A 25,628-nucleotide genomic window follows, 5' to 3' on the forward strand; every position below is an offset into this window, starting at 1 on the left:
CGGGTGCCCGGCTACTCCGCCTTGATGGCGGACAGCATGTTCAGCTTCGCCGCCCGGCGGGCCGGCCACAGCGCGGCCAGCACGCCGACCACCGCGGCCAGCAGCAGGAACAGGCCCATCCGGCCCCAGGGGAGCACGAGCTCGTAGGTGTTCAGGGCCTTGGCTATGAGGTCGCCCGCGGCCCAGCCGAAGAAGACGCCCAGGCCGATGCCCATCACCCCGCCGAAGAGCGAGATGACCAGCGACTCCAGGCGGACCATCCGCTTGATGCCCTTGCGGTCCAGGCCGATGGCGCGCAGCATGCCGATCTCCTGCTGACGCTCGAAGACGCTCATGGCCAGGGTGTTGATGACGCCGAGGACGGCGACGACGACGGCCATGGCCAGCAGGCCGTAGAGGACGTTCAGCAGCAGGTTGATGCCCTTGGCGATGCCGTTGGAGATGTCCTTCTTGGTCTGGATCTGGACGGCGGGGTTGTCGCCGAGGGTCTTGCGGAGGGACTCCTTGACGGATTCGCCGGCACCGTTCTTGGTCTTGACCATGACCTGGCGGTCGCTGATCTCGCTCTGGTGCGGGGCGATGGTCTTGGTGTCGACCATGATGCCGCGCATCAGGTCGTTGCCCTTGTAGACGCCGGAGACGGTCAGCGTGCCCTTCTTGCCGTCCTCGAAGGTGACGGGGACGGACGAGCCGAGCTTCCAGTGGTACGACCGGGCGGTCGCGTCGTCGATGACGACCTTGTCGCCCGACAGCCCGGCGAACGAGCCGGACGTGAAGTCGAGCTTGGTGAGCTTCCCGATGGTGGCGCCGTTGACGCCCGTGAGGTTCTGGAACTCGCCGTCGATGCGGGACGGGGACATGCGCAGCGGGCTGGTGGCCGTCACGTCCGGGTGCGCGGCCAGCTTCTTCTCCACGTCGGGGGAGAGCGAGGTCATGCTGGCCATGGAGACGACGTAGTCGGCCTTCATGGAGGACGTGGCCATCTTGTCGATGGCCTGCTGGACGCTGCCGGCGATCACGGTCAGGCCGGTGATCAGGGTGAGCCCGATCATCAGCGCGGAGGCGGTCGCGGCGGTGCGGCGCGGGTTGCGGACCGCGTTCTGCCGGGCGAGCTTGCCGGGCATCCCGAACAGGCGCAGCACGGGCGCGGCGGCGGCGATCAGCGGCCGGGACAGCAGCGGGGTCAGCACGAAGACGCCGATCAGGACCACGCCGGCGCCCAGGCCCATCATCTGGCTGCCCGAGGCGGTCAGCACGATGGCCGCACCGATCGCGGTGAGGGTGGCGCCGAGGGAGTTGCGCACGACCAGGGAGCGCGTGGTGGGCACGGCGTGGACGCTGTTCATCGCGGCGACCGGCGGGATCTTCGCGGCGCGGCGGCCGGGCAGCCAGGCGGACAGCATGGTCACGAGGATGCCGACGGCGAGGGAGACCACGATCGTCGAGGGCTCGACGACCAGCGGGCCGTCGGGCAGCGGCGCGCCGTTGCCCTTGAGCAGCGAGCGCAGGCCGACGCCGATGCCGATGCCCGTGACGAGGCCGGCGACGCCGGCGACGGTGCCGATGAGGAACGCCTCGATGAGCACGGAGCGGGTGACCTGGCGGCGGCTCGCGCCGACCGCGCGCATCAGCGCCAGCTCCTTGGTGCGCTGGGCGACCAGCATGGTGAAGGTGTTGGCGATGATGAAGATGCCGACGAAGAGCGCGATGCCGGCGAAGGTCAGCAGGATGGTCCGCTGGGCGTCCTGGTCCTGCGCGATCATGCGGGCCTGCTCGTCGGCGAGCTGCTTGCCGGTGGTGGCCTCGGCGTCGGCGGGCAGGACCTTCTCGACGGCGGACTTCAGGGCGGCCTGGGAGGTGCCGGCCGCGGCCTTCACGTGGATCTCGCTGAACTCGCCGGGCTTGCCGTAGAGCTTCTGCGCGGTGGCGGTGTCGAAGAGGGCGAGGCTGCCGCCCGCGGAGACGTTGCCGTCGTCGGTGGTGAAGACGCCGGCGAGCTTCTGCTGGAGCACCGGGCCGTCGACGGAGACGCGGACGGTGTCGCCCACCTTGTAGCCGCCGCGCTCGGCGGTCTTGGCGTCGAGGGCGATCTCGCCGGGGCCGTGGGGCGCGCGGCCGCTCTTGAGCGGGTAGCGGGCGTCCTTGCCGCCGGTGCCGGCGTAGTAGTTGGCGCCGGTGGAGTTGAAGCCCTCGCCTATGAGCTCGCCGTGCTTGTCGGCGATGGCGGCGAAGCCGCTGACGGTGCCGGTGGCGCCGGCCGCGCCGGGCACCGCGGCGGCCTGGTCCAGCAGGCGCTGGCTGAGCTTGGGGGCGTCGCCGGGGTTGCCCTTGTCGCCGTCCTGCCGGTGCGGCTGGATGGCGACGTCGACGCCGGTGAAGCCCTTCTCGGAGCTCTTCTGCTGGGCGGCGGAGATGGTCGAGGTGAAGACCAGGGTGCCGGAGACGAAGGCCACGCCGAGCATCACGGCGAGGACGGTCATCAGCAGCCGGGCCTTGTGCGCGAGGACGTTGCGCAAGGCGGTACGGAACATGGGTCTGTGTGTCCTGGGGGAGTGGGCCCGTGCCGGGCCGTCGTCGGAAGCGGGGGACGGCGTGGCCGTCCTCAGCTGGTGCGGCCCTTGGCGTCGAAGCGCTTCATGCGGTCGAGGACCGCGTCCGCGGTGGGCTCGCGCAGCTCGTCGACGATGCGGCCGTCGGCGAGGAAGACCACGCGGTCCGCGTAGGACGCGGCCACGGGGTCGTGGGTGACCATGACGACGGTCTGGCCGAGCTCGCGCACCGAGTTCCGCAGGAAGCCCAGGACCTCCGCGCCGGAGCGCGAGTCGAGGTTTCCGGTGGGCTCGTCCGCGAACATGATCTCGGGCTTGCCGGCCAGGGCGCGGGCGACCGCCACGCGCTGCTGCTGACCGCCGGAGAGCTGGTTGGGGCGGTGCTTGAGGCGCCCGGAGAGGCCGACGGTGTCCACGACCATGTCCAGCCACTGCCGGTCGGGCTTCCGGCCGGCGATGTCCATCGGCAGGGTGATGTTCTCCAGGGCGGTCAGCGTCGGGAGGAGGTTGAACGCCTGGAAGATGAAGCCGATCTTGTCGCGCCGCAGCCGCGTGAGCTTCTTGTCGTTCAGCGTGGTCAGCTCGGTGTCGCCGATCGTGGCGGAGCCGCCGGAGACCGTGTCCAGGCCGGCCATGCAGTGCATGAGCGTGGACTTGCCGGAGCCCGAGGGGCCCATGATCGCGGTGAACTCGGCCTGCCGGAACTCGACGGAGACCGCGTCCAGGGCGACCACCTGGGTCTCGCCCTGTCCGTAGACCTTGGTGAGGCCCGTGGCGCGGGCTGCCACTGCCGTGGGGCGGGCGGCGGTCTGGACGCCGTAGGGGGAGGTGGTCACGGTGGGAGGCTCCTGTCGGGACGACGGCTCGGGGGGACCACTCCATCGTCGGCGCCGATCGGACGCGCGGGATCAGACCCAGCTCCCGTTCCGGGGGCAGACCTCGGTCGGACCCCGGCGGCCGCTCCTCATCCTTGGGTATGACACCGTGGGCGCGGCCGGAGGGCGGGGCGCACGGGGGCGGTGGGGGCGGCCGGGCCCGGGCGGAAGGCGGCGAGATTGCGACAATTCCCTGCCCCGCCGGACCCTCTCCGGTGAACGGGGGGTATCGGCCCGTGGCATGTGCCTTTGGCGTCGTTCCTGCGCTGATGCACCCTCAGTTGCCAATAAAATAAGACAACCTCGGGTCATCGTTCCGCTGTTTGGGGGGCGCTCCCCGGCTAGGCTCGTCCTGCTCTCCTCTTACCAGGGAGGCTCGCGCGCCTTTCCTGCCTGTACGCCTGTACGCCCGAGAGCGCTGCCCGGATGGTGGAATGCAGACACGGCGAGCTTAAACCTCGCTGGCCCTTCGGGCCGTGCCGGTTCAAGTCTGGCTCCGGGCACTCACCTGCTCCGTGTCCCGCACTCTCCGTAGGGAACCGAGTGCCACCCGTTTGCGTTCTCCCCGTAGCGGCGGGGGAGTGCGCCGGAAAAGATCCTTCCCAAGCACGAGCGCATTCTTTTGCCTACCTATTACCCTGGGGCGCAAGGCCGCGCAGGGCGGCCATGGATGGAGTGAGGATGAGGAGCAGCAACCCGGTCTTCTCGCGGCGGTTCCGCGGCAACAACGGCTACGCGGGTTTCAACGCGGCGCCGCAGGCCGGGACCGCGGCCCAGGGCAACCCCTACGCGAGCAACCCGTACGCGCAGCCCACGAACCCGTACGCCACCAACCCTTACGCGCAGGGCGGCCCGGATCTCCAGCAGGGGTATCCGCAGGCGCCCGCCGCCACGGGCCGCATGACCATGGACGACGTGGTCATGCGCACCGGCATGTCGCTCGGCCTGGTGATCCTCGGTGCGGCCGTCGGCTGGGGGATGAACCTCCCGGTCGGGCTCGGCTTCGGCGCGGGCCTCGTCGCGGCGGTGCTGGTCTTCGCGCAGTCCATGTTCCTGCGCAAGCCCGTGCCCGCCGTGATCCTGGCGTACGCCGCGCTGGAGGGCCTCTTCCTCGGCGTGGTCAGCAAGGCCTACAACCACTACGCCCAGGGCGCCCCGGTGCAGGCCGTGCTCGGCACGATCCTCGTCTCGGTCGGCGTGCTCATCGCCTACAAGACCCGCCTGATCCGCGTCGACCGCCGCTTCGTCCGCTTCGTGACGGCCGCCCTGATCGGCTTCGTCCTGCTGATGATGGTGAACCTGCTGTTCGCCGTGTTCGGCGGCGGTGACGGCCTCGGCCTGCGCACGGGCTGGCTGGGCGTCCTCGTGGGCGTCGCCGGCGTGCTGATCGGCGCGGCGGTCCTCGCGATCGACTTCAAGCAGGTCGAGGACGGCATCCAGTACGGTGCGCCCCGCGAGGAGTCGTGGCTGGCGGCCTTCGGCCTCACGGTCTCGCTGGTGTGGATCTACGTCCAGATGCTGCAGCTGGTCGGCATCCTCAACGAGGACTGACGCCGCCGGGGCGGCCTGACGACCGCATCCTGACGACCGCATGAGGAAGGGCCCGGGAAGATCTTCCCGGGCCCTTCGCCATACGCGTGCGCAGGGGGTGTGCGGGGGGCGCTGCCCGTTACAGCAGCTTCCGAGCCGCCCGTCGGAGGTCGTACTCGTGGACGATCGCCTTGGCGTGGCCATATGCGAGGTCGTGCTCTCCACGCAGCCAGCTGACCTTCTCCTCGAAGCGGAAGAGGGAAGGTCCTTCTTCGACCGTGCGCAGCCAGTCGGCGACTTCACGGCCGGTGCAGTGGGGGATTCGGGAGAGCAGGTTCCGGTGGGTCTCGTCGGAGAAGACGTGGGACATCGGCGCCTCCGGACGCGTCGAATGATGGTCCTTCATGTCACCGTGCCCGAGTGTGCAGACGTTGGCAACAGTCCGGCAACGGCGCATAGGCTCGCGCTGTGGATGATGTGACGTCTCTTCTGGCCGCCGTGGACGCTTTCGCCGACCGGCTGCGTGCTCTGCCGCAGTCCCGTCTGAGCAGGGGAGCGGCCGCGGAGGCGCTGACCCTGGCCCGGGAACTGGCGGCGCGGGCGCAGCGGATCGAGGAACCCGGGGCCGGGGCGCCCAGGGAAATGCCCGAGGCCGGGATGTTCGCGGTCGCCGACCAAGTGGCGGTGGCCGGTCACGATTTGGCCGAAGCGCTGGTCGCCTCCGGCGGGGAGGGCGCGGGGGAGGCGGTGGCGCTGGTGGAGGCGGCGGCGCGGAGGTGTGGTTTGTAGGGGTCGTACGGGCCGGGGTGGCTTCGGCACCGCCGGGTTCCGCCGTGGTGGCGGAGCGCCGTCGCGGCGGATTCGAAGGGGCAAGCCCCTTCACCGGCGGCGGTCAGGCCAAGGATGCTCCGCATCCTTGAATCCGCCGCCTCGGCGATCAGCCACGACGGCGCTGTCCGGCGGTGCCGGACCGGCGCCGGGCCGTACGCCGCCTCAGGCCGTACCCCGCCTCAGGCCGTACGCCGTCAGCCGCGCCGGCCAGGCGTCATCGCGTCACAGCGACGCGATGACCCGGTCCGCCAGCACGTAGATCTTCTCGTCCCCGCAGCCGAAGGTCAGCGCGTACGCGCCGGAGACGCCGGAGCCGCCCAGCAGGACCGGCTCCTCGCCGGCCCGCAGGGCGTCCGCGAGGCGCTCGGCGGTCTCGCGGTGGCCGGGGGTCATGCAGACGGTGGTGCCGTCGGCGAAGACGTAGACGTCGAGCGTGCCGAGCGGGCCGGGGCGCACGTCGGTCAGCGCGACGCGGGCCTGCGCGAGCTCGGCGAGCCGCTCGACGGTGGACTCGTGGTCGCCGGTGCGCGGCGGCACGGGCGAGAAGTCGGGGTGGGAGGGGTGGCGGCGGCGCGCGGCGGCCAGCTCGGGGGAGTCCGCGGCCTCGGCCTCGGCCGCGGCGGCCTCGGAGTACTCGGCGAGCTCCGCGAGGCCGGCGAGGCCGGCGAGCTCGGTCAGCTCCGTGAGTTCGGTCAGTTCGGCCGTCGGCTCCAGGCCCACGAGGTCGGCCTGGCGCGGCAGGTAGAGGCCGCCGTACGGGCCCTCGGCGAGGTCGTCGCCGAGGCCGGCCAGACCGCCCAGCAGGGAGGGGGAGTCGCCGGCTCCGCCGAGGTCGCGGGCCTCCTGGGCGGCCCAGAACGCACGGGCCTCGGCGAGCTCCCGCTCGCGCTCCTCGGCGAGGGCGTCGGCGACGGCCGCCCGTATCTCCGCGAGCTCCGCACCGGGGGCGGTGCGGGCGGCGGGCACGGCGGCCTGGGCGGTGCGCTCGGCGCCGGCGGCCGTGGCGGCCGCGAGCTGGTCGCTCAGGGCGGAGATCTGGCGGCGCAGGCCGCGAGTGGCGTGCAGGGCGGCGGCGCCCGCGGCCGTCGCGGTGGCCGCGGCCAGCAGCAGGGCAAGGGACATGGCGCTCACTGACGTACTCCCGGTTGCTATGGATCCCCCAGATTCCTACCTCAGCTTGAGGCCCTCTTTCTGGTGACCCCAGTGCAAAACGTCATGAAACGGGCGGGACCTACGTCCCGGACGTTGTCCCTTCAACATCTCTGACCTGCGGAAACGAATCGCCCCCGGGACGTTGGTCACATCCTGGGGGCGATTCGGTCACGGTTGCGCAAGACGCTCGGGAAGCCGTTCGCCGACGGCGCGGTTGCTCGACCGGTTAAGGCTGCTGCGGGCTCAGCTCAGCCGCTCGATGACCATCGCCATGCCCTGGCCGCCGCCCACGCACATCGTCTCCAGGCCGAACTGCTTGTCGTGCCACTGCAGCGAGTTGATGAGCGTGCCGGTGATGCGGGCGCCCGTCATGCCGAAGGGGTGGCCGACGGCGATGGCGCCGCCGTTGACGTTCAGACGGTCGATGTCGATGCCGAGCTCCTGGTAGGCCGGGATGACCTGGGCCGCGAACGCCTCGTTGATCTCGACGAGGTCGATGTCGCCGATGCTCATGCCGGCCCGCGCCAGCGCCTGCCGGCTCGCCTCGACCGGGCCGAAGCCCATGATCTCGGGGGAGAGGGCGGAGACGCCGGTGGAGACGATCCGGGCCAGCGGGGTCAGGCCCAGCTCGCGCGCCTTCGTGTCCGACATGATGACCAGCGCCGCGGCGCCGTCGTTGAGCGGGCAGCAGTTGCCCGGGGTGACCCGGCCGTCCGCGCGGAACGAGGGCTTCAGGCCCGCCACGCCCTCCATGGTCACGCCCGCGCGCGGGCCGTCGTCCTTGCTGACGACCGTGCCGTCCGGGGTGGTGACCGGGGTGATCTCGCGCTCCCAGAAGCCGGCCTTGATGGCCTCCTCGGCGAGGTTCTGCGAGCGGACGCCGAACTCGTCCATCTCCTCGCGCGAGATGCCCTTCAGGCGGGCCAGGTTCTCGGCGGTCTGGCCCATCGCGATGTACGCGTCCGGGACCAGGCCGTCCTCGCGCGGGTCGTGCCACTCGTCGCTGCCCTGCTCGGCGCGGGCGGCGGTACGGGCCTCGGCGTCGGCGAAGAACGGGTTGCGGCTGCCGGGCATGCCGTCCGAGGAGCCGTTGACGGTGCGGGAGACCGTCTCCACGCCCGCGGAGATGAAGATGTCGCCCTCGCCGGCCTTGATGGCGTGCATCGCCATCCGGGACGTCTGCAGGGACGAGGAGCAGTAGCGGGTGATCGTGCAGCCCGGCAGGTGGTCCATGCCCATCTGCACGGCCACGATCCGGCCGAGGTTGTGGCCCTGCTCGCCGCCGGGCAGGCCGCAGCCGAGCATCAGGTCGTCGATCTCGCGCGGGTCGAGCCCGGGGACCTTGTCGAGCGCGGCCTTGATGATCGTCGCGGTCAGGTCGTCGGCGCGCATCCCCTTCAGCGAGCCCTTGAAGGCGCGACCGATGGGGGAACGGGCGGTTGAGACGATCACGGCTTCGGGCATCACGGCTCCAGGGCGTGTGAAAGCAGGACTGGGTGGAAGTTACCCGCCCGTAGGGTGTTGGGTCACCGCTTGGTCACTGTGAGAGCGCTCACGGGCCGCGGGCTGTTCCCGGACGGCCCGGAGCGCGTCCCTACGGCGCGCCGCGCCCCATGCGCGACCACACGTGGTGCGGCGTCGGGTCCGTGTGGGCCGGGAGGCGGCGGCGCTTGCGGTGCTTGAGGAGCGCCCAGCGGCCGCGCGCCGCCGTGACCTCCGTGCCCGCCTCGGCCGCGGCCTCCGCCGCCGCCCGGGCCACCGGCAGGATGCCCTCGCGCCGGGCCGCGTCCGGCCGCTCCTCATCCTCCGGCCAGAGGCCCAGTGCCGCGCACAGCGTCGGCAGGACGGCCATCGCGGCCGTCGCGTAGCCCTCCGCGGAGGGGTGGAAGTTGTCCGGACCGAACAGCTCCCGCGGGTTCGCCGCGAACTCCGGGCCGAGCAGGTCGCCCAGCGACACCGTGCGCCCGCCCGCCTCGATCACCGCTATCGTCTGCGCCGCGGCGAGCTGCCGGCTCAGCCGCCGGGCCACCCACCGCAGCGGCTGGTAGACGGGCTCGATCGTGCCGAGGTCGGGGCACGTGCCCACCACGACCTCGCTGCCCGCCTCCCGCAGCCGCCGCACCGCGTCCGACAGCAGCCGTACGGAGCGCGCCGCCGGCATCCCGTGCGTGACGTCGTTCGCACCGATCATGATCACGCAGACGTCGGGCACCCGCTCCGCCTCGTCGAGCAGGAGCGTGACCTGCCGGTCCAGGTCGTGCGAGCGCGCCCCGGACAGGGCGACGTTCCGCAGCTCCACGGGCCGCTCGGCGACCGCCGCGAGCCCGGAGGCGAGCAGCGCCCCCGGCGTCTGGCGGGGCCGGTGCACGCCCTGGCCGGCGGCCGTGGAGTCGCCGAGCAGGCCGAGCAGCAGCGGCTCGCGGCCGAGGCGGTGCACGAACGCCGAGCCGTAGCGGCCGTCCGCGTGGGGCGGGGCGCCGTTGAAGCCGCCGACCACGCGGCGGGCCAGCCGCACCTCGGTGAGCAGGACGCCCGCCGCCGTGGCCCCGATCAGGCCGATCCCGCCGCCTCCGTAGGCCGCGGCCGCGGCGATCCGCCGTGCGACCCTCGCCCTCGACGTGGTGATGGGTGACATGGGCCGGACCTCCTCCGCAGCGACGGTCACCGGGCTTCGCAGCACGGCCGCCGGGCCGTGTACGCGGTTTTACAAACACTTCATAAAAACACCGCACCCTTGGCAGGGCACGCTATGAGCAGGTTGCCCCGAGCGCCCGCTTCTGCAACGCGCCGTTGGAGCGGCCGGATGCGTTCTAGGCTGGCCGTATGGGTACGCGAGACCGCTAGTGCCCCCGACCGCGGAGATCACCGTGCAGTATCACGATTCGATGATTGAGCTCGTTGGCAACACCCCGCTCGTGAAGCTCAACAGCGTGACCGAAGGCATCAAGGCCACCGTTCTTGCCAAGGTCGAGTACTTCAACCCGGGCGGTTCCGTGAAGGACCGGATCGCCCTGCGCATGATCGAGGCCGCGGAGAAGTCCGGCGAGCTCAAGCCGGGCGGCACCATCGTGGAGCCGACCTCCGGCAACACGGGTGTCGGCCTTGCGATCGTGGCCCAGCAGAAGGGTTACAAGTGCATCTTCGTCTGCCCGGACAAGGTCTCCACTGACAAGATCAACGTGCTGAGGGCGTACGGCGCCGAGGTCGTGGTCTGCCCGACCGCGGTCGACCCGGAGCACCCGGACTCGTACTACAACGTCTCCGACCGCCTCGTGCGCGAGACGCCCAACGCCTGGAAGCCCGACCAGTACAGCAACCCCAACAACCCCCTGTCGCACTACTACTCCACCGGCCCGGAGCTCTGGGAGCAGACGGAGGGGAAGATCACCCACTTCGTGGCGGGCGTCGGCACCGGCGGCACCATCAGCGGCACCGGGCGCTACCTGAAGGAGGTCAGCGACGGCCGCGTCAAGGTCATCGGCTCCGACCCCGAGGGCTCGGTCTACAGCGGCGGCTCGGGCCGTCCGTACCTGATCGAGGGCGTCGGCGAGGACTTCTGGCCCAGCGCCTACGACGGCACCGTCACGGACGAGATCATCGCGGTCTCCGACAAGGACGCCTTCCAGATGACGCGCCGCCTCGCCAAGGAGGAGGGCCTGCTGGTCGGCGGCTCCTGCGGCATGGCGGTCGTCAGCGCCCTGCGCGCCGCCGAGAACCTCGGCCCGGACGACGTCGTGGTCGTCCTGCTGCCGGACAGCGGCCGCGGCTACCTGAGCAAGATCTTCAACGACGAGTGGATGGCGGACTACGGCTTCCTGGAGGAGGCCGGCGACGCCGCCCGCGTGGGCGACGTGCTGCGCCGCAAGGACGGCGGCCTGCCCTCCCTGGTGCACATGCACCCGGAGGAGACGGTCGGCGAGGCCATCGAGGTGCTCCGCGAGTACGGCGTCTCGCAGATGCCCATCGTCAAGCCGGGCGCGGGGCACCCCGATGTGATGGCCGCCGAGGTCATCGGCTCGGTCGTGGAGCGCGAGCTGCTGGACGCCCTGTTCACCCAGCGCGCCTCCCTCTCCGACCCGCTGGAGAAGCACATGTCCGCGCCGCTGCCGCAGGTCGGCTCCGGCGAGCCCGTCGCCGACCTGATGGCCGTCCTGGGCGAGGCGGACGCGGCGATCGTGATCGTCGAGGGCAAGCCCAGCGGCGTGGTGAGCCGTCAGGACCTGCTGGCCTTCCTCGCGGAGGGCTCCGGCAAGGCGGCCAACGGCGCCAAGTAGCGCCGCCGGGGCGCGCCTTGCGCGCCCCGCACGTACCGCCGTGTGAACGGGGCGCGGACGGACGGGCCGTCAAAGGCGCGTAAGCGTCACGCGCCCGCAGCACCGGCTTAACAAGGGTCCTGCATAGTGGAGGTGCCGGCAGGGGGCAGCCCCGGAGCCGGCACCGAAGCGGCGGCAGGACTTCCGGAGCGGCTCCCGGACTCCGCGGCCGCCCGGACGCGGCTCACCGGCCCTGACCCGGCCCGTGTCCTCGTGGGGGACCGCCGTCGTCCCGACCCCGGCCTCGGCCGGGGTGCGGCGGCCCCCACGTGCTTCACTCCCAGCCGGAGGCGCCGTCCTCCCGCTTCTGCCGTCCGCGCTGCCAGGGGAACACCCCGGCCGCGTTCACGGCGTTGACGCCCACGATCCCCGCCCAGCTCACGAGCAGCCCGGGCAGGTGGGCGTTCACCACGGCGATCGCGGACAGCGGGACGGCCAGCACCAGGGACGCCACGGCGAAGCCGAAGCGCTCCCCGAAGCTTCCCGCGCCCGGTCCGCCGGTGCGCGGCCGGTCCCCGCGGGCGACGGCCATCTGCGTCTCCGCCGCCTGCCGGCGCACCCGCCGGTCGATCGCGGCCTCCAGTTTCCGGTCGACCTTCTCCAGGAAGGCGTCGACCAGTTCGGCCTCGTACTCCGGGCCCAGTTCCTTCCGGGTCTCCAGAGTCGCGGCGAGATCCTTCTTCAGCTCATGGTCGCGGGCCATCATGCTCAGGACGATACGGTCGGCAGGGCCCCGCGTCGCTGGGGCCAGCACCCGTATCCGCCGTAGGGGCAGCCCCGTCGCCGTGCCGGGGCGCCGCTGGAAGGAGCAGTCCGTGCCCGGACCGACCGAAGCTCTGCTCACCCACCTCGTTCCCGGAACGGGCGGGGACCGGCCGGACGCCCTGCGCGTCGCGGGGCGGGACTGCTCCCGCGAGCAACTGCTGGGCGCCGCCGCCGCCGTGGCGCACCGCATCGCGGGCGCCCCGGCCGTCGCCGTCCACGCCGACGCCTCCCTGGAGACCGTGGCGGCCGTCGTGGGCGGGCTGCTCGCCGGGGTGCCGGTGGTGCCGCTGCCGCCGGACGCGGGGCCCGCCGAGCGCGGCCACATCCTGCGCGACTCCGGCGCCGCCCTGGTGCTCGGCGGCGCCGACGGGCTGCCCGTGGACGTGACCGAGCGGGGCGACTGGTCCGGCGCCGAGCCCGCGGCGGACAGCACCGCCCTGATCCTCTACACGTCCGGCACGACCGGCGCCCCCAAGGGCGCGCTGATCCCGCGCGGCGCGGTCGCCGCGGGCCTCGACGGGCTCGCCGAGGCGTGGCAGTGGACCGCCGAGGACACCCTCGTGCACGGCCTGCCGCTGTTCCACGTCCACGGCCTCGTCCTGGGCGTCCTGGGGGCGCTGCGCACGGGCTGCCGGCTCGTGCACACCGGGCGGCCGGCGCCGGAGGCGTACGCGGCGGCCGGCGGCAGCCTGTACTTCGGGGTGCCGACGGTGTGGTCCCGGGTGGTGCGCGAGCCGTCCGCGGCCCGGGAGCTGGCCAAGGCCCGGCTGCTGGTGTCGGGCAGCGCGGCCCTGCCCGCGCCCGTCTTCCGCGACCTGGAGGCCCTCACCGGGCAGCGGCCCGTCGAGCGCTACGGCATGACCGAGACGCTGATCACCGTCTCCGCGCGGGCCGGCGGCGAGCGCCGCCCGGGTGCCGTGGGCACCCCGCTGCCGGGCGTCCGCACGCGCCTCGTGGCGGCCGAGAGCGGCATCGGCGAGCTGGAGGTCTCCGGGCCGACGCTCTTCAGCGGCTACCTCGGCCGCCCGGAGGCCACGGCGGCCGCGCACACGGCCGACGGCTGGTTCCGCACGGGCGACATCGCCGCGATCGAGGAGGACGGCACGCACCGCATCGTGGGCCGCGCCTCCACCGACCTGATCAAGTCCGGCGGCTACCGCGTCGGGGCGGGGGAGGTGGAGAACGCCCTCCTCGACCATCCGGCCGTCCGGGAGGCCGCCGTCGTCGGTGTCCCGGACGACGACCTCGGGCAGCAGATCGTGGCCTACGTGGTGGCCGACGGCGCGACGGAGCAGCAGCTGATCGACTTCGTGGCGGGGCACCTGTCCGTCCACAAGCGGCCTCGACGGGTCCGCTTCCTTGACGCCCTGCCGCGCAACGCCATGGGCAAGCCGCAGAAGAAACTGCTGCCCCCGCTGTAACGGCTGCCTCCGCTCTCACGGCGAATTGGCTTCAGCGGGCGCCGCCGCCCTGCATAATTCCATGCAGGGCGGCGCTGAGTGAATGACACTGCCGCAGCGACCGTCGACGACCATGGAGGGTCCGATGAGCGACACCGGCGGCGAACCGGAAGCCACGGCACGGCTGCAGAAGCTCTTCGAAGGGCACCGGCTGACGCCCACCCAGCGCCGCATCGCCCACTGCATGGTGCGCCGCGCCGCCGACGCGCCCTTCCTCTCCAGCGTCGAGCTCGCCGAGCTCGCGGGCGTCAGCCAGCCCTCCGTCACCCGCTTCGCGGTCGCCCTCGGCTTCGACGGCTACCCGGCGCTCCGCCGGCACCTGCGCGACGTCGTCCCCGCGGCGGACGCCCCGGCCGAGGGCGAGAGCGCGTACAACGAGTACCAGCAGGCCGTCCAGGTCGAGATCGACAACCTCCGCCACCTCTCCTCGGTCCTCGCCGACCCCGCCCCCGTCACCCGCGCCGGCCGGCTCCTCGCCGCCTCCCGGCCGCTGCTCGTGCTCGGCCTGCGCGCCGCCACCGCCCAGGCCGCCGGCTTCGCCTACTTCGCCCGCAAGGTCCACCCCGACGTCCGCCTCCTGGACGAGGGCGGCACGCTCCTCGCCGACCGCATAGACGCGGCCGTACGGGCCGGAGCGAGCACCCTCCTGTGCTTCGCCCTGCCCCGCCACCCGCGCGAGGTCGTGGAGGCCCTGGAGTACGCGCAGGGGCAGGGCCTGACCGTCGTCACGGTCGCCGACTCCACCTTCGCCCCGGTGGCCCGCCACAGTGACCTCCTGCTCCCCGCCGCCGTCGGCACGGGCCTGGCCTTCGACACGGCCTGCGCGCCGATGCTGCTGGGGCGGATGCTGCTGGAGGCCATGTGCGACGCCCTGCCGGACGCGCAGGCGCGCCTGGAGGAGTTCGACGCGAAGGCGGCCGCGCGGGGCCTGTTCGTGGACTGAATCCCCCCGCGGCGGCTTAAGAGCCGGCTTTGAGGTGGCGGTCGAAGAACGCCACCACGTACGCGCGCGTGGCGGCCACCGCCCGCTCCGGGCGGAGCGTGCCGACGTCCTGCCGCAGCGCGTCCTCCGTCAGGACGCCCTGCCGGACGAGCGCGGGCAGCAGGGACGGCGCGTCGGTGAACGTGCCGTGCCGGGCCCCGGCCAGGGTCGTCCGGCGCTGATCGCCGCGGGAGTGCTCCAGGAAGGACGTCCACGAGGCGGTGTTGTCGTCCGCGCCCGGCCCGTCGGACCCGAGCAGCAGGAACGGCCGGTCCACGCCCTCGCGCGCCACGGTGCTCAGCTTGCTGCCCGTGCTGTCGGGGAGCGGGAAGTCCATCTGCCCGTCCATGTTGATCCCCGCCTTGAGGCGGCGGTCGTCGTGCAGCGCCTGCGCCGCCGTGAAGCCGCCCGCGGACTGCCCGGCCATGCCCACGCGCCGCAGGTCCAGGGCGTCCCCCAGGCCGCGCGGCAGGCCCCGCCGCCACTGCGCCGAGCCGAGGGTGTCGAGGACGAACCGGGTGTCGTCCACCCGGGCCTTCATCGCCCTGCGCAGTGCGGCGTCGACGTCGGCCACGGGCGCGCCCGCGAGCTCCGGCAGCGCCGACTCCGCCAGGCGGCCGCCGGGCAGCAGCACCTCCGAGGAGTCGTACGTGTGGTCGAGGGTGACGACCACGTAGCCGCGCGAGGCCAGCTCCTCCACCAGGGTCGTGTTCCACGTCCGCGGGTCGCCCAGACCGGACGAGTACAGCACCACCGGCAGGGCGCGGGCGGCGCGTGCCACGGGGACGTCCACGCGCGCGTGCGTGCGTGTGGACGTCCAGTCGGCGGCGTCCGGGCGGACGCCGTAGTTGAAGCTGCCCGCCCCGCGGGCCGAGCCGAAGTGGGCTGCTGAGGCGGCGTCCATGTGGGGCGCGACGGGCGGGGCGGTGCCGCGGTCCGCGGGGTAGAACAGGCTGACCATGACCTCGCGGCTGCCCCGCTCCGGCTTCCACGGGTCCGTCCGGGAGGTGTCCACCAGGTGGCGGGTGACCGTGCCGACGGCGTACGGGCCGGTGGGCGCGGGCAGTACGGGCCGGGTGTTCTTGGCGTCCGTGGCCGTGGGTGCGGCTGCGGAGGCTTGGGCAGCCGCGTCTGTGGCTGCGGAGGCCTGCGTAGCCGCGTCTGCGGCGCCCCGGGCCTCCGTGGCCGCTGCGGTGGCCGGGGCGGCCGCCGCACGGGCCTCAGGCGCCGGCACGAGCGCGCTCAGCACCCCCGTCAGGACCAGCGCCCCCGCGGCCGCGACGGCCCGCCGCCCGAGCCTGCCGTCCCCTCGCTCCTGAACCCGCATCTCCGGCCTCCCCCGCTCGTCTCTCACCGACGGGACGACCATAGGGACCACACAAGTGCGCACACGTCATACGGCGGAGCCAAGTCCCGGCTGATACCGGGGTATGACCCCTGTGGGGTACACCCCGCGGGATTCTCAGCTCGCACTCAGATTCGTTGGCTAGCCTGCCGCGTGAGAGTCGGGAACGAGGGGATTTCGACAGGGAAAGGCGGGATTCGACGTGGGGCGCGGTTCGTATGCGCTGGCGCGGGTGGCGGTGATCGTCAGGGCGCCGGCGGGCTGGCTGGCGTGGGCGGGCCTGCTGAGCGCGGGCACCGGCGTCCTGGTGCCCGGGCTCACCGGGCGGAGGATCGGCGTGCTCGCCGGGGCGGCGCTGTTCCTGATCGTCGCCGGCGCGGTCTTCGCGGTCCGCCGCGGGCGCTACGCGGCGCTGGCGCGCGGTGCGTCGCGGGCGGGCCGGTCGGTCTTCCTCCAGGACCGCGCCGTGACCCTGCGGAACTGGCGGCGCGCCCGCCGCTGGTGGCTGCTCATCGCCTTCCTCGCCGCCCTGGGCTCGTCCTTCGCGGTGCCGGCCGCGGCCGGCATGGCCCTCGCCGGCGCGGCCGCCGGCCTGTGGGCGAAGGCTCTGTGGCTGGGCGGCCTGGAGCGCCGCGCCGGGTCGCTGCTGTGGGTCCGTACGGAGTGGGCGCAGGCGTCCCCCGCCGCCAAGCCCGTGCGCGGCTATCTGTCCACCGGGCTCGCCGCGGGCGACGCCGCGCCGGGCGGCGGCCGGCGCCGCTCGGGCCGGGTGCCGGCCGGTGCGGCGGTCAGCGAAGCGCGCTGAAGCCCGGTGTCAGGGCAGCGCATGAGGCGCCGGCAGAGCGGCGCATGAGGCGCGGCCGGCCATGGGTGTGAGGCGCGGTCAGCGCAGGGCGGTGAGCTCCGCCGCGTAGGCGCCGCCGCTCTCGGCGACGAGCTCGCTGAGGCTCTGCGGGGCCCGCACGGTCGCGAACCGCACGCCGTCACTCTCCTCTTCTGCGTGCGCGTACCCGTAAACCCCCGGGCGGGGCAGAGTGTTGTACGCGAAGTGGTTCGAGAAGTAGTACGCGCCGGTGTCGAGGAGCGCCACGTGGTCGCCCGCCTCCAGCAGCGGCAGCGGCCTGCCCGCCGCGACGACGTCACCGGCGAAGCAGCACGGGCCCGCGATGTCCTGCTCCACCGGCGGCCCGGTCTTCGGCCGCCCCCGCGCGTCGAAGACCGCGACCCGCAGCGGCCAGGACGCGGGCGCGAACACCGTGCGGGTGGCCACCTGGGCGCCCGCGTGCGTCACGGCGATCCGCCGCCCGCCCGCGGTCTTCGTGTACTCCACGCGCGCCAGCACCAGGCCGCTCTTCGCCAGCAGGGACCGGCCGAACTCCGTGACCAGCCCGTAGCGCCCGTCGAACAGGCCGGGGGCGGCGTCCGCGAGCAGGCGGGCGTAGGCGCGGAAGGTCGGGGTCACGTCGTCCGACGCGAAGTTCACGGGCAGCCCGCCGCCGATGTCCAGCGTGGTCACCTGCCGGCGCCCCACCGTCCGGTTGATCTCCTCCGCGAGCTCGTACGCGGCCCGTACGCCCGCCGCCATCAGCTCCAGGGGGCAGCCCTGGGAGCCCACGTGGGCGTGCAGCCGGGTGAGCCACGGGCGCTCGGCGAAGGCGCGCACGAGCCAGGCGCGCGCCCCGCCGTCCCGGAGCGCCACCCCGAACTTCGACGTGTCCGTGGCGGTGCTCAGCGCGTCGATGCTGCCGCCGCCCACCTGGGGGTTGACGCGGATGCCGAGCGGGGAGCGGGGCGGCCCCCCGGCGTCCCTCAGCAGCTCGTCCAGGCGGGCGAGCTCCTCGCGGCTGTCGGCGTTGACCGCGACGCCCAGGGCGAGGGCCTCGCGCAGCTCCATGACGGTCTTCACGGGGGAGTCCAGCACGATCCGCCCGGGCGCCAGCCCCGCCGCCCGCGCCAGGGCGAGCTCCCCGGGGCTCGCCACTTCGGCGCCCAGCCCTTCCGCGGCGAGCAGGCGCAGCACGGGCACCAGGGAGGCGGCTTTCACGGCGAACGCGTGCAGCGTCGTGTCGCGCGGCGCCCCGGCCTCCTCGAAGGCCTCCCGCAGCGCCGCCGCGGCCGTACGGATCCCCCGCACGTCGAGCAGCCCGGCCACGGGCGCCCACGCGGGCAGCAGCCCTTGCCGGACCGCGGCCCGCACCACGGTGCCGAGGGACACGGCACTGGACGACATGGAGCTACTCCACCACACGGGGCCGCGAAAATCGCATGCGCTGCGGGCGGTTTCCGCACACGATGGGCCTGAGGGGCGGTGCGGGGTGCGAACCGGACCGGCCCGGATGCGGGACGAGCCGGCGCGCGGGGCGCCCTCCGGGGCGGCCACCGTTCGCGGAGGCGGCCGGCGCGCCCGCGCCGCACGACGCCTTCGACCGGCTCATCGGTGCCGGTCGATGGGCGTGCGGACTCACGCGGCGGGTGCGGGCACGGCCGCGGCGCCTTCCGTCGCGGTGAGCAGCCCGGCCAGCGCCGCCCGCGTCTCCTGCAGCTCCCCGATGCGCGCGTCGAGCCCCTGCAGCTGCTCGCGCAGGTGCAGGGCGACGCACGGGTCGAAGCCGGCCTCGCCCGCGCCCCGCACGCACGGCAGCACGTCCCGGATGACGCGCGTGGGCAGGCCCGCCGCCAGCAGGACGCGGATGCGGCGGACCGTCTCCGGGGCGTCCTGCCCGTAGCGCCGGTGGCCGCTGGGCAGGCGGTGGGAGTCCAGCAGGCCCTGCTCCTCGTAGTAGCGCAGCAGCCGCACGCTCACTCCGGTCTCGCGCGCCAGATCACCGATCTTCATATGAGCTGCCTCACACGGGGTTGAACCTCACACGGATGTGAGAATTTAGCGTTGCGGTCATGACGAACACCGCGGCAGCCCCCGCTTCTTCCCCCGTTTCCTCCCCGGCCTTCCCGCCCGTCCACAGCATCGGCGGCGACCTGCCCGTCACCCGCATCGCCTACGGCGCGATGCGGCTGGCCGAGACCCCGGCCGGGCTCACCGACCCGATGCAGGCGCCCATCTGGCGCGCCCCCGAGGACCGCGGCAGCGCCGTCGCCCTGCTGCGGCGCGCGGTCGAGCTCGGCGTCGACCTCATCGACACCGCCGACGCCTACTCGCTCGGCGAGAGCGAGGAGCTCATCGCGGAGGCCCTCCACCCGTACGACGGCGTCACGGTCGCCACCAAGGTCGGCGTCGTACGGCCCGCCCCCGGCGAGTGGGTGACGCACGGTCACCCCGCCTACCTGCGCCAGCAGGCCGAACTGGCGCTGCGGCGGCTGCGCGTGGAGCGCCTGGACCTGCTCCAGCTGCACCGCATCGACCCCGCCTACCCGCTCGCCGACCAGCTCGGCGCGCTCCGGCAGCTGCAGGACGAGGGCAAGGTGCGGCACATCGGCCTGTCCGAGGTGACCGTCGGCGAACTGCGGGCGGCGCAGGAGATCGTCCCCGTCGCCTCCGTGCAGAACGTGTACAACCTCTCCGAGCGCGGCCACGACGATGTCGTCGACCACGCCGCCGCGCACGGCATCACCTTCTTCGCCTACTTCCCGGTCGCCGTGGGCGCCCACGCCGCCCCGGGCGGGCCGGTCGCGGAAGTGGCGCGCGAGGTCGGCGCGACGCCCGCGCAGACGGCGCTCGCCTGGCTGCTGCACCGCTCGCCCACGCTCGTCCCCCTCCCCGGCACGCGGTCGCTCGCGCACCTGGAGGAGAACACCGGCGCGCTGGGCGTCCGGCTGACGGACGCCCAGTACGAGCGGCTGGACGCGATCGGCCGGCGGGCCTGAGCGCGCCGGCCGGCCGCGGGAGCCCGCCTCAGGCCTCCCGCACGCCCGCGCGCCAGACCGCCGAGACCAGCGGCACGCCCGGGCGGTACGCGAGGTGGACGTGCGACGGGGCGTCCAGGAGCGCGAGGTCGGCGCGGGCGCCCGGGACGATGCGGCCCACGTCCGTACGGCGCAGGGCCGCCGCGCCGCCCGCCGTCGCGGACCAGACGGCCTCGTCCGGCGTCATCCCCATGTCCCGCACGGCCAGGGCGATGCAGAACGGCATGGAGCTGGTGAACGACGAGCCCGGGTTGCAGTCGGTGGACAGCGCGACCGTCGCGCCCGCGTCCAGGAGGCGGCGCGCGTCGGGCCACTGGGCGCGCGTGGAGAACTCCGCGCCGGGCAGGAGCGTCGCGACGGTCGTGCCGCTCGCCAGGGCGTCCACGTCCGCGTCGGTCAGGTGGGTGCAGTGGTCGGCCGAGGCCGCGCCGAGCTCGACGGCCAGCTGGACGCCGGGCCCGTAGGACAGCTGGTTGGCGTGCACGCGCGGGGTCAGGCCCCGGGCGGCGCCGGCCTTGAGGATCGTGCGGGCCTGGTCGCCGTCGAAGGCGCCCCGCTCGCAGAACACGTCGACCCAGCGGGCGTGCGGCGCGCAGGCGTCGAGCATCGGCCCGGTGACCAGGTCCACGTACGCGGCCGGGTCGTCCGCGTAGTCGGGGGAGACGATGTGGGCGCCGAGGTAGGTGACCTCGTCGGTGTGGGCCGCGGCGATGCGCAGCGCGCGGGCCTCGTCCTCGACGGTGAGGCCGTAGCCGGACTTGGTCTCCAGGACCGTGGTGCCCTGACGCAGGGCCTCGCGCACGTAGCGGCGCACGTTGGCGTCCAGCGCCTCGTCGCTCGCGGCGCGCGTGGCGGCGACGGTGGTGCGGATGCCGCCGGCGCTGTAGCCGCGGCCGGACATGCGGGCGTTGAACTCGGCGGTCCGGTCGCCCGCGAAGACCAGGTGGGAGTGGGAGTCGACGAAGCCGGGCAGGGCCGCCCGGCCCTCGGCGTCGACGCGGTTGTCAGTGGCGGGTGCTTTGCTGGACGTGCCGACCCAGACGACGCGGTCGCCGTCGATCACGACCGCCGCGTCCTGGACCGTGCCGAGGGGGCCTTCGCCGAGGGAGGGGTCGTTCGTGACGAGACTGCTGATGTTGGTGATGACCGTCGTCGCCATGGGCGTGCGGCACTCCTGTCGTGGTTGCTGTGGTGTCGGGCCCCGGTCGCCGGTGCCGGGCCCTAGTCGCGCACGGCGGCGATCGCTCGCGCCAGTTCCACCGCCACGTCCGCGACGAGCTGGTGGTTCCCGTCGCGCACGATGTGCCGGCCGCCGACGACGGTGTCCCGCACGTCCGCATTGGTCGCCGCGAACACGGCCGTCTCGGCCGCGAGGGCGGGCGGCGGGCCCGCGGTGCGCACGGAGTCCAGGGCCACGGTCGTGAAGTCGGCGAGCGCGCCGGGGGAGATGCTGCCGGCCCCGTCCCAGCCGAGGGCGGCGTGGCCGTCGGCGCTCGCGGCGCGCAGCAGGGCGGCCGAGCTCCAGTGGCCGCGGGTGCGGCTGCGCAGCCGCTCGTTCAGCTCCATGGCCCGCGCTTCCTCGAACAGGTCGATCACGGCGTGGCTGTCGCTGCCGAGGGAGAGCGGGGAGCCCGCCTCCTGGAGGGCCGGCGCGGGGCCGATGCCGTCGGCCAGGTCGCGCTCGGTGGTCGGGCACATGCACACGCCCGTGCCCGAGTGGCCGAGGAGACGGATGTCGCCCGGGGTGAGGTGCGTGGCGTGCACGGCGGTCGTGCGGGGGCCGAGCACGCCGTGGTGGGCGAGCAGGGCGGTGGGCGTGAAGCCGTGCGCCTCCACACACGCGTCGTTCTCGGCGGTCTGTTCGGACAGGTGCACGTGCAGCGGCGCGTCGCGCTCCTGAGCCCACGCGGCCACGGTCCCGAGCTGCTCCGCGGGCACCGCCCGTACGGAGTGGACGGCCGCGCCGATGCGCGTGTTGTCGTCGCCCTTGAGGGCGGAGACGCGCTCGGCCCAGCGCTCGGCGGTGCCGTCGCTGAAGCGGCGCTGGTGCTTGTCGGGCTCGGCGCCGAAGCCGGAGGAGAGGTAGCAGGTGTCCAGGAGGGTGATGCGGATGCCGGCCTCGGCGGCCGCCGCGATCAGGGCCTCGCCCATGGCGTTGGGGTTGTCGTAGCGGGCGCCGCCGGCGAGGTGGTGCACGTAGTGGAACTCACCGACGGAGGTGATGCCGGCGAGCGCCATCTCGGCGTAGGCCGCACGGGCGAGCGCGAAGTAGTTGTCCGGGGTGAGCCGGTCCGCGACGCGGTACATGACCTCGCGCCAGGTCCAGAAGGTGCCCTCGCCCGCCTGGGTGGCCCCGCGCAGGGCCCGGTGGAAGGCGTGGCTGTGGGCGTTGGCGAGGCCCGGCAGGGTGATGCCCCGCAGGGACACCGCCCCCGGCGGCGGGGCCGGGGTCCCGCGGCGGACGGCCGTGATCCGGCCGTCCGCCGCGGTCTCGATGACCACGCCCGGCTCGACGCCGGTATCGAGAAGGGCGTGCTCCGCCCAGTAGGTCTGTGCCGTCAGCGACACGCCAGGCCCTCCAGTACGTCGGCGAGTGCGGTCACCCCGGCCAGGCAGTCGTCCTCGGAGGCCGTTTCGGCGGGCGAGTGGGAGACGCCTGTCGGGTTGCGTACGAACAGCATGGCGGTGGGGACGGCTCCGGAGAGGATTCCGGCGTCGTGTCCCGCGCCCGTACCGAGGACGGGGACGCTGCCGCCGCCCTCGCCCAGGATGCGGGCGAGCTCGTCGCGCAGGGCGTGCTCGAACTCGATGACGGGCGTGAACGACTCCCGCGTGATCCGCACGTCGATGCCGTCGCGCTCGCCGCGCTCCACGGCCGCCTTCTCGATCTCGGCGACCACGAGGTCGAGGGTCTCCTGGTCGGCGGCCCGGGAGTCCAGCCAGCCGCGCACGAGGGAGGGGATCGCGTTGACGCCGTTCGGCTCGACGCTGACCTTCCCGAAGGTGGCCAGGGCGCCGGCCAGCCGCGCCTTCTTGCGGGCGGCGAGGACGGTGTTGGCGTAGGTCAGCATCGGGTCCCGGCGGTCCTCGATGCGGGTCGTGCCGGCGTGGTTGGCCTCGCCGTGGAAGTCGAACCGCCAGCGGCCGTGCGGCCAGATGGCGGAGGCGATGCCGACGGCGTGGTCCGTGCCGGCCAGGGCCCGGCCCTGCTCGACGTGCAGCTCGACGAAGGCGCCGATGCGGGCGAGGCGCGCGGGGTCCGGGCCGATGGCCTCCGGGTCGTAGCCCGCGCGCTCCATGGCCTGCGCGAGGGAGGTTCCCTCGGCGTCCCGGAGGGCGTGGGCCTTGTCGAGGTCCAGCTGACCGGCGGTCAGGCGCGAGCCCACGCAGGCCAGGCCGAAGCGGGCTCCCTCCTCGTCGCCGAAGTTGACGATCGCGAGGGGGCGGGACGGCCGCGCGCCGCGGCCGCGGAGCTCGTCGAGCGCCGCGAACGACGAGACGACGCCGAGCGGGCCGTCGAAGGCGCCGCCGTCCGGGACGGAGTCCAGGTGCGATCCGGTGACGACGGCGTCCCCGGCGGCGGGGTCACCGAGCCACGCCCACTGGTTGCCGTTGCGGTCGACCTCGTAGGCGAGCCCCCTGGCTTCCGCCTGGGTGCGGAACCAGGCGCGGCAGTCGGCGTCGGCGCCGGTCCAGGCGAGGCGGCGGTAGCCGCCGCTGTCCTTGTCGCGGCCGATGGACGCGAGGTCGCGCCACATCTCGTGGAAGCTCGCCCCACTGGTCGTGGGCGGTCGCCCTGCCGGACGGTTGCCCGCAGCCGCGGTCACTCGCCCTCCCGCATCGGGACGCGCACGCCGCGCTCGGACGCGACCGACTCCGCGATGTCGTACCCCGCGTCGACGTGCCGGATGACGCCCATCCCCGGGTCGTTCGTCAGGACGCGGCGGATCTTCTCGCCGGCCAGCGCCGTGCCGTCGGCCACCGTCACCTGGCCCGCGTGGATGGAGCGGCCCATGCCGACGCCGCCGCCGTGGTGGATGGAGACCCAGGACGCGCCCGAGGCCACGTTGACCATGGCGTTGAGCAGCGGCCAGTCGGCGATCGCGTCGGAGCCGTCCAGCATGGCCTCCGTCTCGCGGTACGGCGAGGCCACGGACCCGCAGTCGAGGTGGTCGCGCCCGATGACGACCGGCGCGGACAGCTCGCCGCTCGCCACCATGTCGTTGAAGCGCTCGCCCGCGCGGTCCCGCTCGCCGTAGCCGAGCCAGCAGATGCGCGCCGGGAGGCCCTGGAAGTGGACGCGCTCGCCGGCCATCTTGATCCAGCGGGCCAGGGACTCGTTCTCGGGGAAGAGGTCGAGGATCGCGCGGTCGGTGGCCGCGATGTCCTTCGGGTCGCCGGAGAGGGCCGCCCAGCGGAAGGGGCCCTTGCCCTCGCAGAAGAGGGGCCGGATGTAGGCGGGCACGAAGCCGGGGAAGTCGAAGGCGCGGGTGTAGCCCGCGAGCTGCGCCTCGCCGCGGATGGAGTTGCCGTAGTCGAAGACCTCGGCGCCGGCGTCCTGGAAGCCGACCATGGCCTCGACGTGCTTGGCCATCGACTCGCGGGCGCGCGTCGTGAAGTCCGCGGGCTTCTCGGCCGCGTACGTGGCCATCTCGTCGAAGGAGACGCCGACGGGCAGGTAGGCGAGCGGGTCGTGGGCGGAGGTCTGGTCCGTCACGATGTCGATGGGCGCGTTCATCGCGAGCAGCTGCGGGACGAGCTCGGCGGCGTTGCCGAGGACGCCGATGGACAGCGGGCGGCGGGCGTCGCGCGCCTCGACGGCCAGCTGGAGGGCGTGGTCGAGGGAGTCGGCCTTGACGTCCAGGTAGCGGTGCTCGATGCGGCGCTCGATGGCGCGCGGGTCGCAGTCGATGCAGATCGCGACGCCGTCGTTCATGGTGACGGCGAGCGGCTGGGCGCCGCCCATGCCGCCGAGGCCGGCGGTCAGGGTGATCGTCCCGGCGAGGGTGCCGTTGAACTTCTTGGCGGCGACGGCGGCGAAGGTCTCGTACGTGCCCTGCAGGATGCCCTGCGTGCCGATGTAGATCCACGAGCCGGCGGTCATCTGGCCGTACATGGTGAGGCCGAGGTGCTCCAGGCGGCGGAACTCCTCCCAGTTGGCCCAGTCGCCGACGAGGTTGGAGTTGGCGAGGAGGACGCGCGGCGCCCACTCGTGGGTCTGCATGACGCCGACCGGCCGGCCGGACTGGACGAGCATCGTCTCGTCCTGCTTGAGCGTCTGCAGCGTGCGGACCATGGCGTCGAACGAGCGCCAGTCGCGGGCGGCCTTGCCCGTGCCGCCGTAGACGACGAGCTTGTCGGGGTGCTCGGCCACCTCGGGGTCGAGGTTGTTCTGCAGCATGCGCAGGGCGGCTTCCTGCTGCCACCCCTGCGTGCTCAGCTGCGTGCCTCGCGGCGCTCGTACGGGTCGCGGTCCGGACATGGGGCCCTGCCTCCCTGGCGGCTGCTCTCGCTGCTCTGCCCTGCTCTGAATAGAACACTGCACATCTTGGGTGGCTGAATAGCTCTAGTCAACGGGTGTCGGGCGAAACCGGTGGGTCGGCCGTCACATCCCCGGCCCCGTCCGGCGGCCCCGCGAGATCCCCGAGCCGCACCGGATGGGCCAGCGGCCGCCGGTCCATCGCGTGCGGATCGGCGACGGGGGAGCCCAGGAACGCGGCGGCGAGCTCGGCCGTGTTCCGCCCGCACACCCGCCCCTGGCAGGCGCCCAGCCCGGCGCGGCACGCGAGCTTCAGCGCCCGCATCCCGTCCGCGCCGCGCGCCATGACGGCGTCCCGCAGCTCCCCGTACGACACCTCCTCGCACCGGCACACCAGCGTGTCCTCGCGCAGCCAGCCGCGCCAGCCGCCCGGCACGGGGTGCGCCCGCGCGAGCGCCTGCCCGAACCGCTGCCCGGAGCGGACCC

General features: G+C 73.7%; 22 protein-coding genes and 1 tRNA gene. 8 read left to right on the forward strand and 15 right to left on the reverse strand.

Translation table 11 applies throughout. The features are described from left to right. Positions 1–11: 11 nt before the first annotated feature. Both B7P34_RS19535 and B7P34_RS19540 read right to left on the reverse strand, forming a co-directional pair. Entirely contained in the window at positions 12–2,531 is a 2,520-nt protein-coding gene (locus B7P34_RS19535; protein WP_106678160.1) for an ABC transporter permease, read from the reverse strand. Positions 2,532–2,602: 71 nt separating this feature from the next. Beyond that, the gene (locus tag B7P34_RS19540; protein WP_106678162.1) at positions 2,603–3,385 is read right to left on the reverse strand and encodes an ABC transporter ATP-binding protein; all 783 of its coding nucleotides are present in this window, start codon (positions 3,383–3,385) and stop codon (positions 2,603–2,605) included. A gap of 459 nt (positions 3,386–3,844) precedes the next feature. Between B7P34_RS19540 and B7P34_RS19545 the strand changes: the two genes are divergently transcribed. Next, positions 3,845–3,927, forward strand: a tRNA-Leu gene (locus B7P34_RS19545). A gap of 178 nt (positions 3,928–4,105) precedes the next feature. Beyond that, a complete protein-coding gene (locus B7P34_RS19550; RefSeq protein WP_106678164.1) occupies positions 4,106–4,975 on the forward strand; it encodes a Bax inhibitor-1/YccA family protein in 870 nt (289 codons plus the stop codon). 118 nt (positions 4,976–5,093) lie between these two features. Here the strand turns inward: B7P34_RS19550 and B7P34_RS19555 are convergent, their stop codons facing one another. Further along, entirely contained in the window at positions 5,094–5,360 is a 267-nt protein-coding gene (locus B7P34_RS19555; RefSeq protein ID WP_223268009.1) for a DUF4287 domain-containing protein, read from the reverse strand. Positions 5,361–5,422: 62 nt separating this feature from the next. Here B7P34_RS19555 and B7P34_RS19560 point away from each other — a divergent pair, with 62 nt between their 5' ends. Continuing rightward, positions 5,423–5,743, forward strand: coding sequence for a hypothetical protein (locus tag B7P34_RS19560; protein ID WP_106678165.1), 321 nt, complete (start codon positions 5,423–5,425; stop codon positions 5,741–5,743). Positions 5,744–6,007: 264 nt separating this feature from the next. Here B7P34_RS19560 and B7P34_RS19565 read toward each other — a convergent pair whose 3' ends face one another. From B7P34_RS19565 to B7P34_RS19575, 3 genes are all read right to left on the reverse strand, one after another. Next, positions 6,008–6,916 carry a hypothetical protein gene (locus B7P34_RS19565; RefSeq protein ID WP_435693973.1) on the reverse strand — a complete coding sequence of 303 codons (909 nt, stop codon included), beginning with the start codon at positions 6,914–6,916 and terminating at the stop codon, positions 6,008–6,010. 264 nt (positions 6,917–7,180) lie between these two features. Next, positions 7,181–8,401: an acetyl-CoA C-acetyltransferase gene (locus B7P34_RS19570; protein ID WP_106678168.1), complete on the reverse strand. Its 1,221-nt coding sequence runs from the start codon at positions 8,399–8,401 to the stop codon at positions 7,181–7,183. A gap of 130 nt (positions 8,402–8,531) precedes the next feature. Further along, positions 8,532–9,572, reverse strand: coding sequence for an SGNH/GDSL hydrolase family protein (locus B7P34_RS19575; RefSeq protein WP_189382902.1), 1,041 nt, complete (start codon positions 9,570–9,572; stop codon positions 8,532–8,534). 232 nt (positions 9,573–9,804) lie between these two features. Here B7P34_RS19575 and B7P34_RS19580 point away from each other — a divergent pair, with 232 nt between their 5' ends. Next, positions 9,805–11,211, forward strand: a complete 1,407-nt coding sequence (locus tag B7P34_RS19580) for a cystathionine beta-synthase (RefSeq protein WP_106678190.1) — start codon at positions 9,805–9,807, stop codon at positions 11,209–11,211. A 313-nt stretch (positions 11,212–11,524) separates the two neighbouring features. Here the strand turns inward: B7P34_RS19580 and B7P34_RS19585 are convergent, their stop codons facing one another. Further along, the gene (locus tag B7P34_RS19585) at positions 11,525–11,956 is read right to left on the reverse strand and encodes a hypothetical protein (protein WP_106678169.1); all 432 of its coding nucleotides are present in this window, start codon (positions 11,954–11,956) and stop codon (positions 11,525–11,527) included. Between the two features lie 109 nt (positions 11,957–12,065). Here B7P34_RS19585 and B7P34_RS19590 point away from each other — a divergent pair, with 109 nt between their 5' ends. After that, entirely contained in the window at positions 12,066–13,436 is a 1,371-nt protein-coding gene (locus B7P34_RS19590) for an acyl-CoA synthetase (RefSeq protein ID WP_223268010.1), read from the forward strand. A 124-nt stretch (positions 13,437–13,560) separates the two neighbouring features. After that, a complete protein-coding gene (locus B7P34_RS19595) occupies positions 13,561–14,418 on the forward strand; it encodes a MurR/RpiR family transcriptional regulator (RefSeq protein WP_106678172.1) in 858 nt (285 codons plus the stop codon). A gap of 16 nt (positions 14,419–14,434) precedes the next feature. On the opposite strand, the gene B7P34_RS19600 is transcribed toward B7P34_RS19595, so the two are convergent. Beyond that, positions 14,435–15,784, reverse strand: a complete 1,350-nt coding sequence (locus tag B7P34_RS19600; protein ID WP_106678174.1) for an alpha/beta hydrolase family protein — start codon at positions 15,782–15,784, stop codon at positions 14,435–14,437. A 220-nt stretch (positions 15,785–16,004) separates the two neighbouring features. Here B7P34_RS19600 and B7P34_RS19605 point away from each other — a divergent pair, with 220 nt between their 5' ends. Continuing rightward, a complete protein-coding gene (locus B7P34_RS19605; RefSeq protein ID WP_106678175.1) occupies positions 16,005–16,607 on the forward strand; it encodes a hypothetical protein in 603 nt (200 codons plus the stop codon). A 78-nt stretch (positions 16,608–16,685) separates the two neighbouring features. Here the strand turns inward: B7P34_RS19605 and B7P34_RS19610 are convergent, their stop codons facing one another. Both B7P34_RS19610 and B7P34_RS19615 read right to left on the reverse strand, forming a co-directional pair. Beyond that, a complete protein-coding gene (locus B7P34_RS19610; protein WP_106678177.1) occupies positions 16,686–18,032 on the reverse strand; it encodes a diaminopimelate decarboxylase in 1,347 nt (448 codons plus the stop codon). A 231-nt stretch (positions 18,033–18,263) separates the two neighbouring features. Then, positions 18,264–18,638 carry a MerR family transcriptional regulator gene (locus B7P34_RS19615; protein WP_106678179.1) on the reverse strand — a complete coding sequence of 125 codons (375 nt, stop codon included), beginning with the start codon at positions 18,636–18,638 and terminating at the stop codon, positions 18,264–18,266. A gap of 170 nt (positions 18,639–18,808) precedes the next feature. On the opposite strand from B7P34_RS19615, the gene B7P34_RS19620 reads away from it, so the two are divergent. Further along, a complete protein-coding gene (locus tag B7P34_RS19620) occupies positions 18,809–19,624 on the forward strand; it encodes an aldo/keto reductase (protein ID WP_223268013.1) in 816 nt (271 codons plus the stop codon). A gap of 28 nt (positions 19,625–19,652) precedes the next feature. Here the strand turns inward: B7P34_RS19620 and hutI are convergent, their stop codons facing one another. The 5 genes from hutI to B7P34_RS19645 all read right to left on the reverse strand — a co-directional run. Continuing rightward, positions 19,653–20,822 carry an imidazolonepropionase gene (gene hutI / locus B7P34_RS19625; protein WP_106678183.1) on the reverse strand — a complete coding sequence of 390 codons (1,170 nt, stop codon included), beginning with the start codon at positions 20,820–20,822 and terminating at the stop codon, positions 19,653–19,655. A gap of 62 nt (positions 20,823–20,884) precedes the next feature. After that, positions 20,885–22,231 (reverse strand): formimidoylglutamate deiminase, encoded by a 1,347-nt coding sequence (locus B7P34_RS19630; protein WP_435693974.1) that lies wholly within the window; start codon positions 22,229–22,231, stop codon positions 20,885–20,887. Then, entirely contained in the window at positions 22,222–23,421 is a 1,200-nt protein-coding gene (locus B7P34_RS19635; RefSeq protein WP_106678184.1) for an allantoate amidohydrolase, read from the reverse strand. Before B7P34_RS19635 ends, B7P34_RS19630 begins: the two co-directional genes overlap by 10 nt. 65 nt (positions 23,422–23,486) lie before the next feature. Further along, complete coding sequence (hutU, locus tag B7P34_RS19640) at positions 23,487–25,145, reverse strand: urocanate hydratase (RefSeq protein ID WP_106678185.1); 1,659 nt, start codon at positions 25,143–25,145, stop codon at positions 23,487–23,489. A gap of 88 nt (positions 25,146–25,233) precedes the next feature. Continuing rightward, positions 25,234–25,628 (reverse strand): (2Fe-2S)-binding protein (locus tag B7P34_RS19645; protein ID WP_146166861.1); only part of this gene is annotated, 395 nt, incomplete at its 5' end.

The sequence above is a fragment of the Streptosporangium nondiastaticum genome (assembly GCF_003011965.1).
GTDB classification, from domain to species: domain Bacteria; phylum Actinomycetota; class Actinomycetes; order Streptomycetales; family Streptomycetaceae; genus Streptomyces; species Streptomyces nondiastaticus.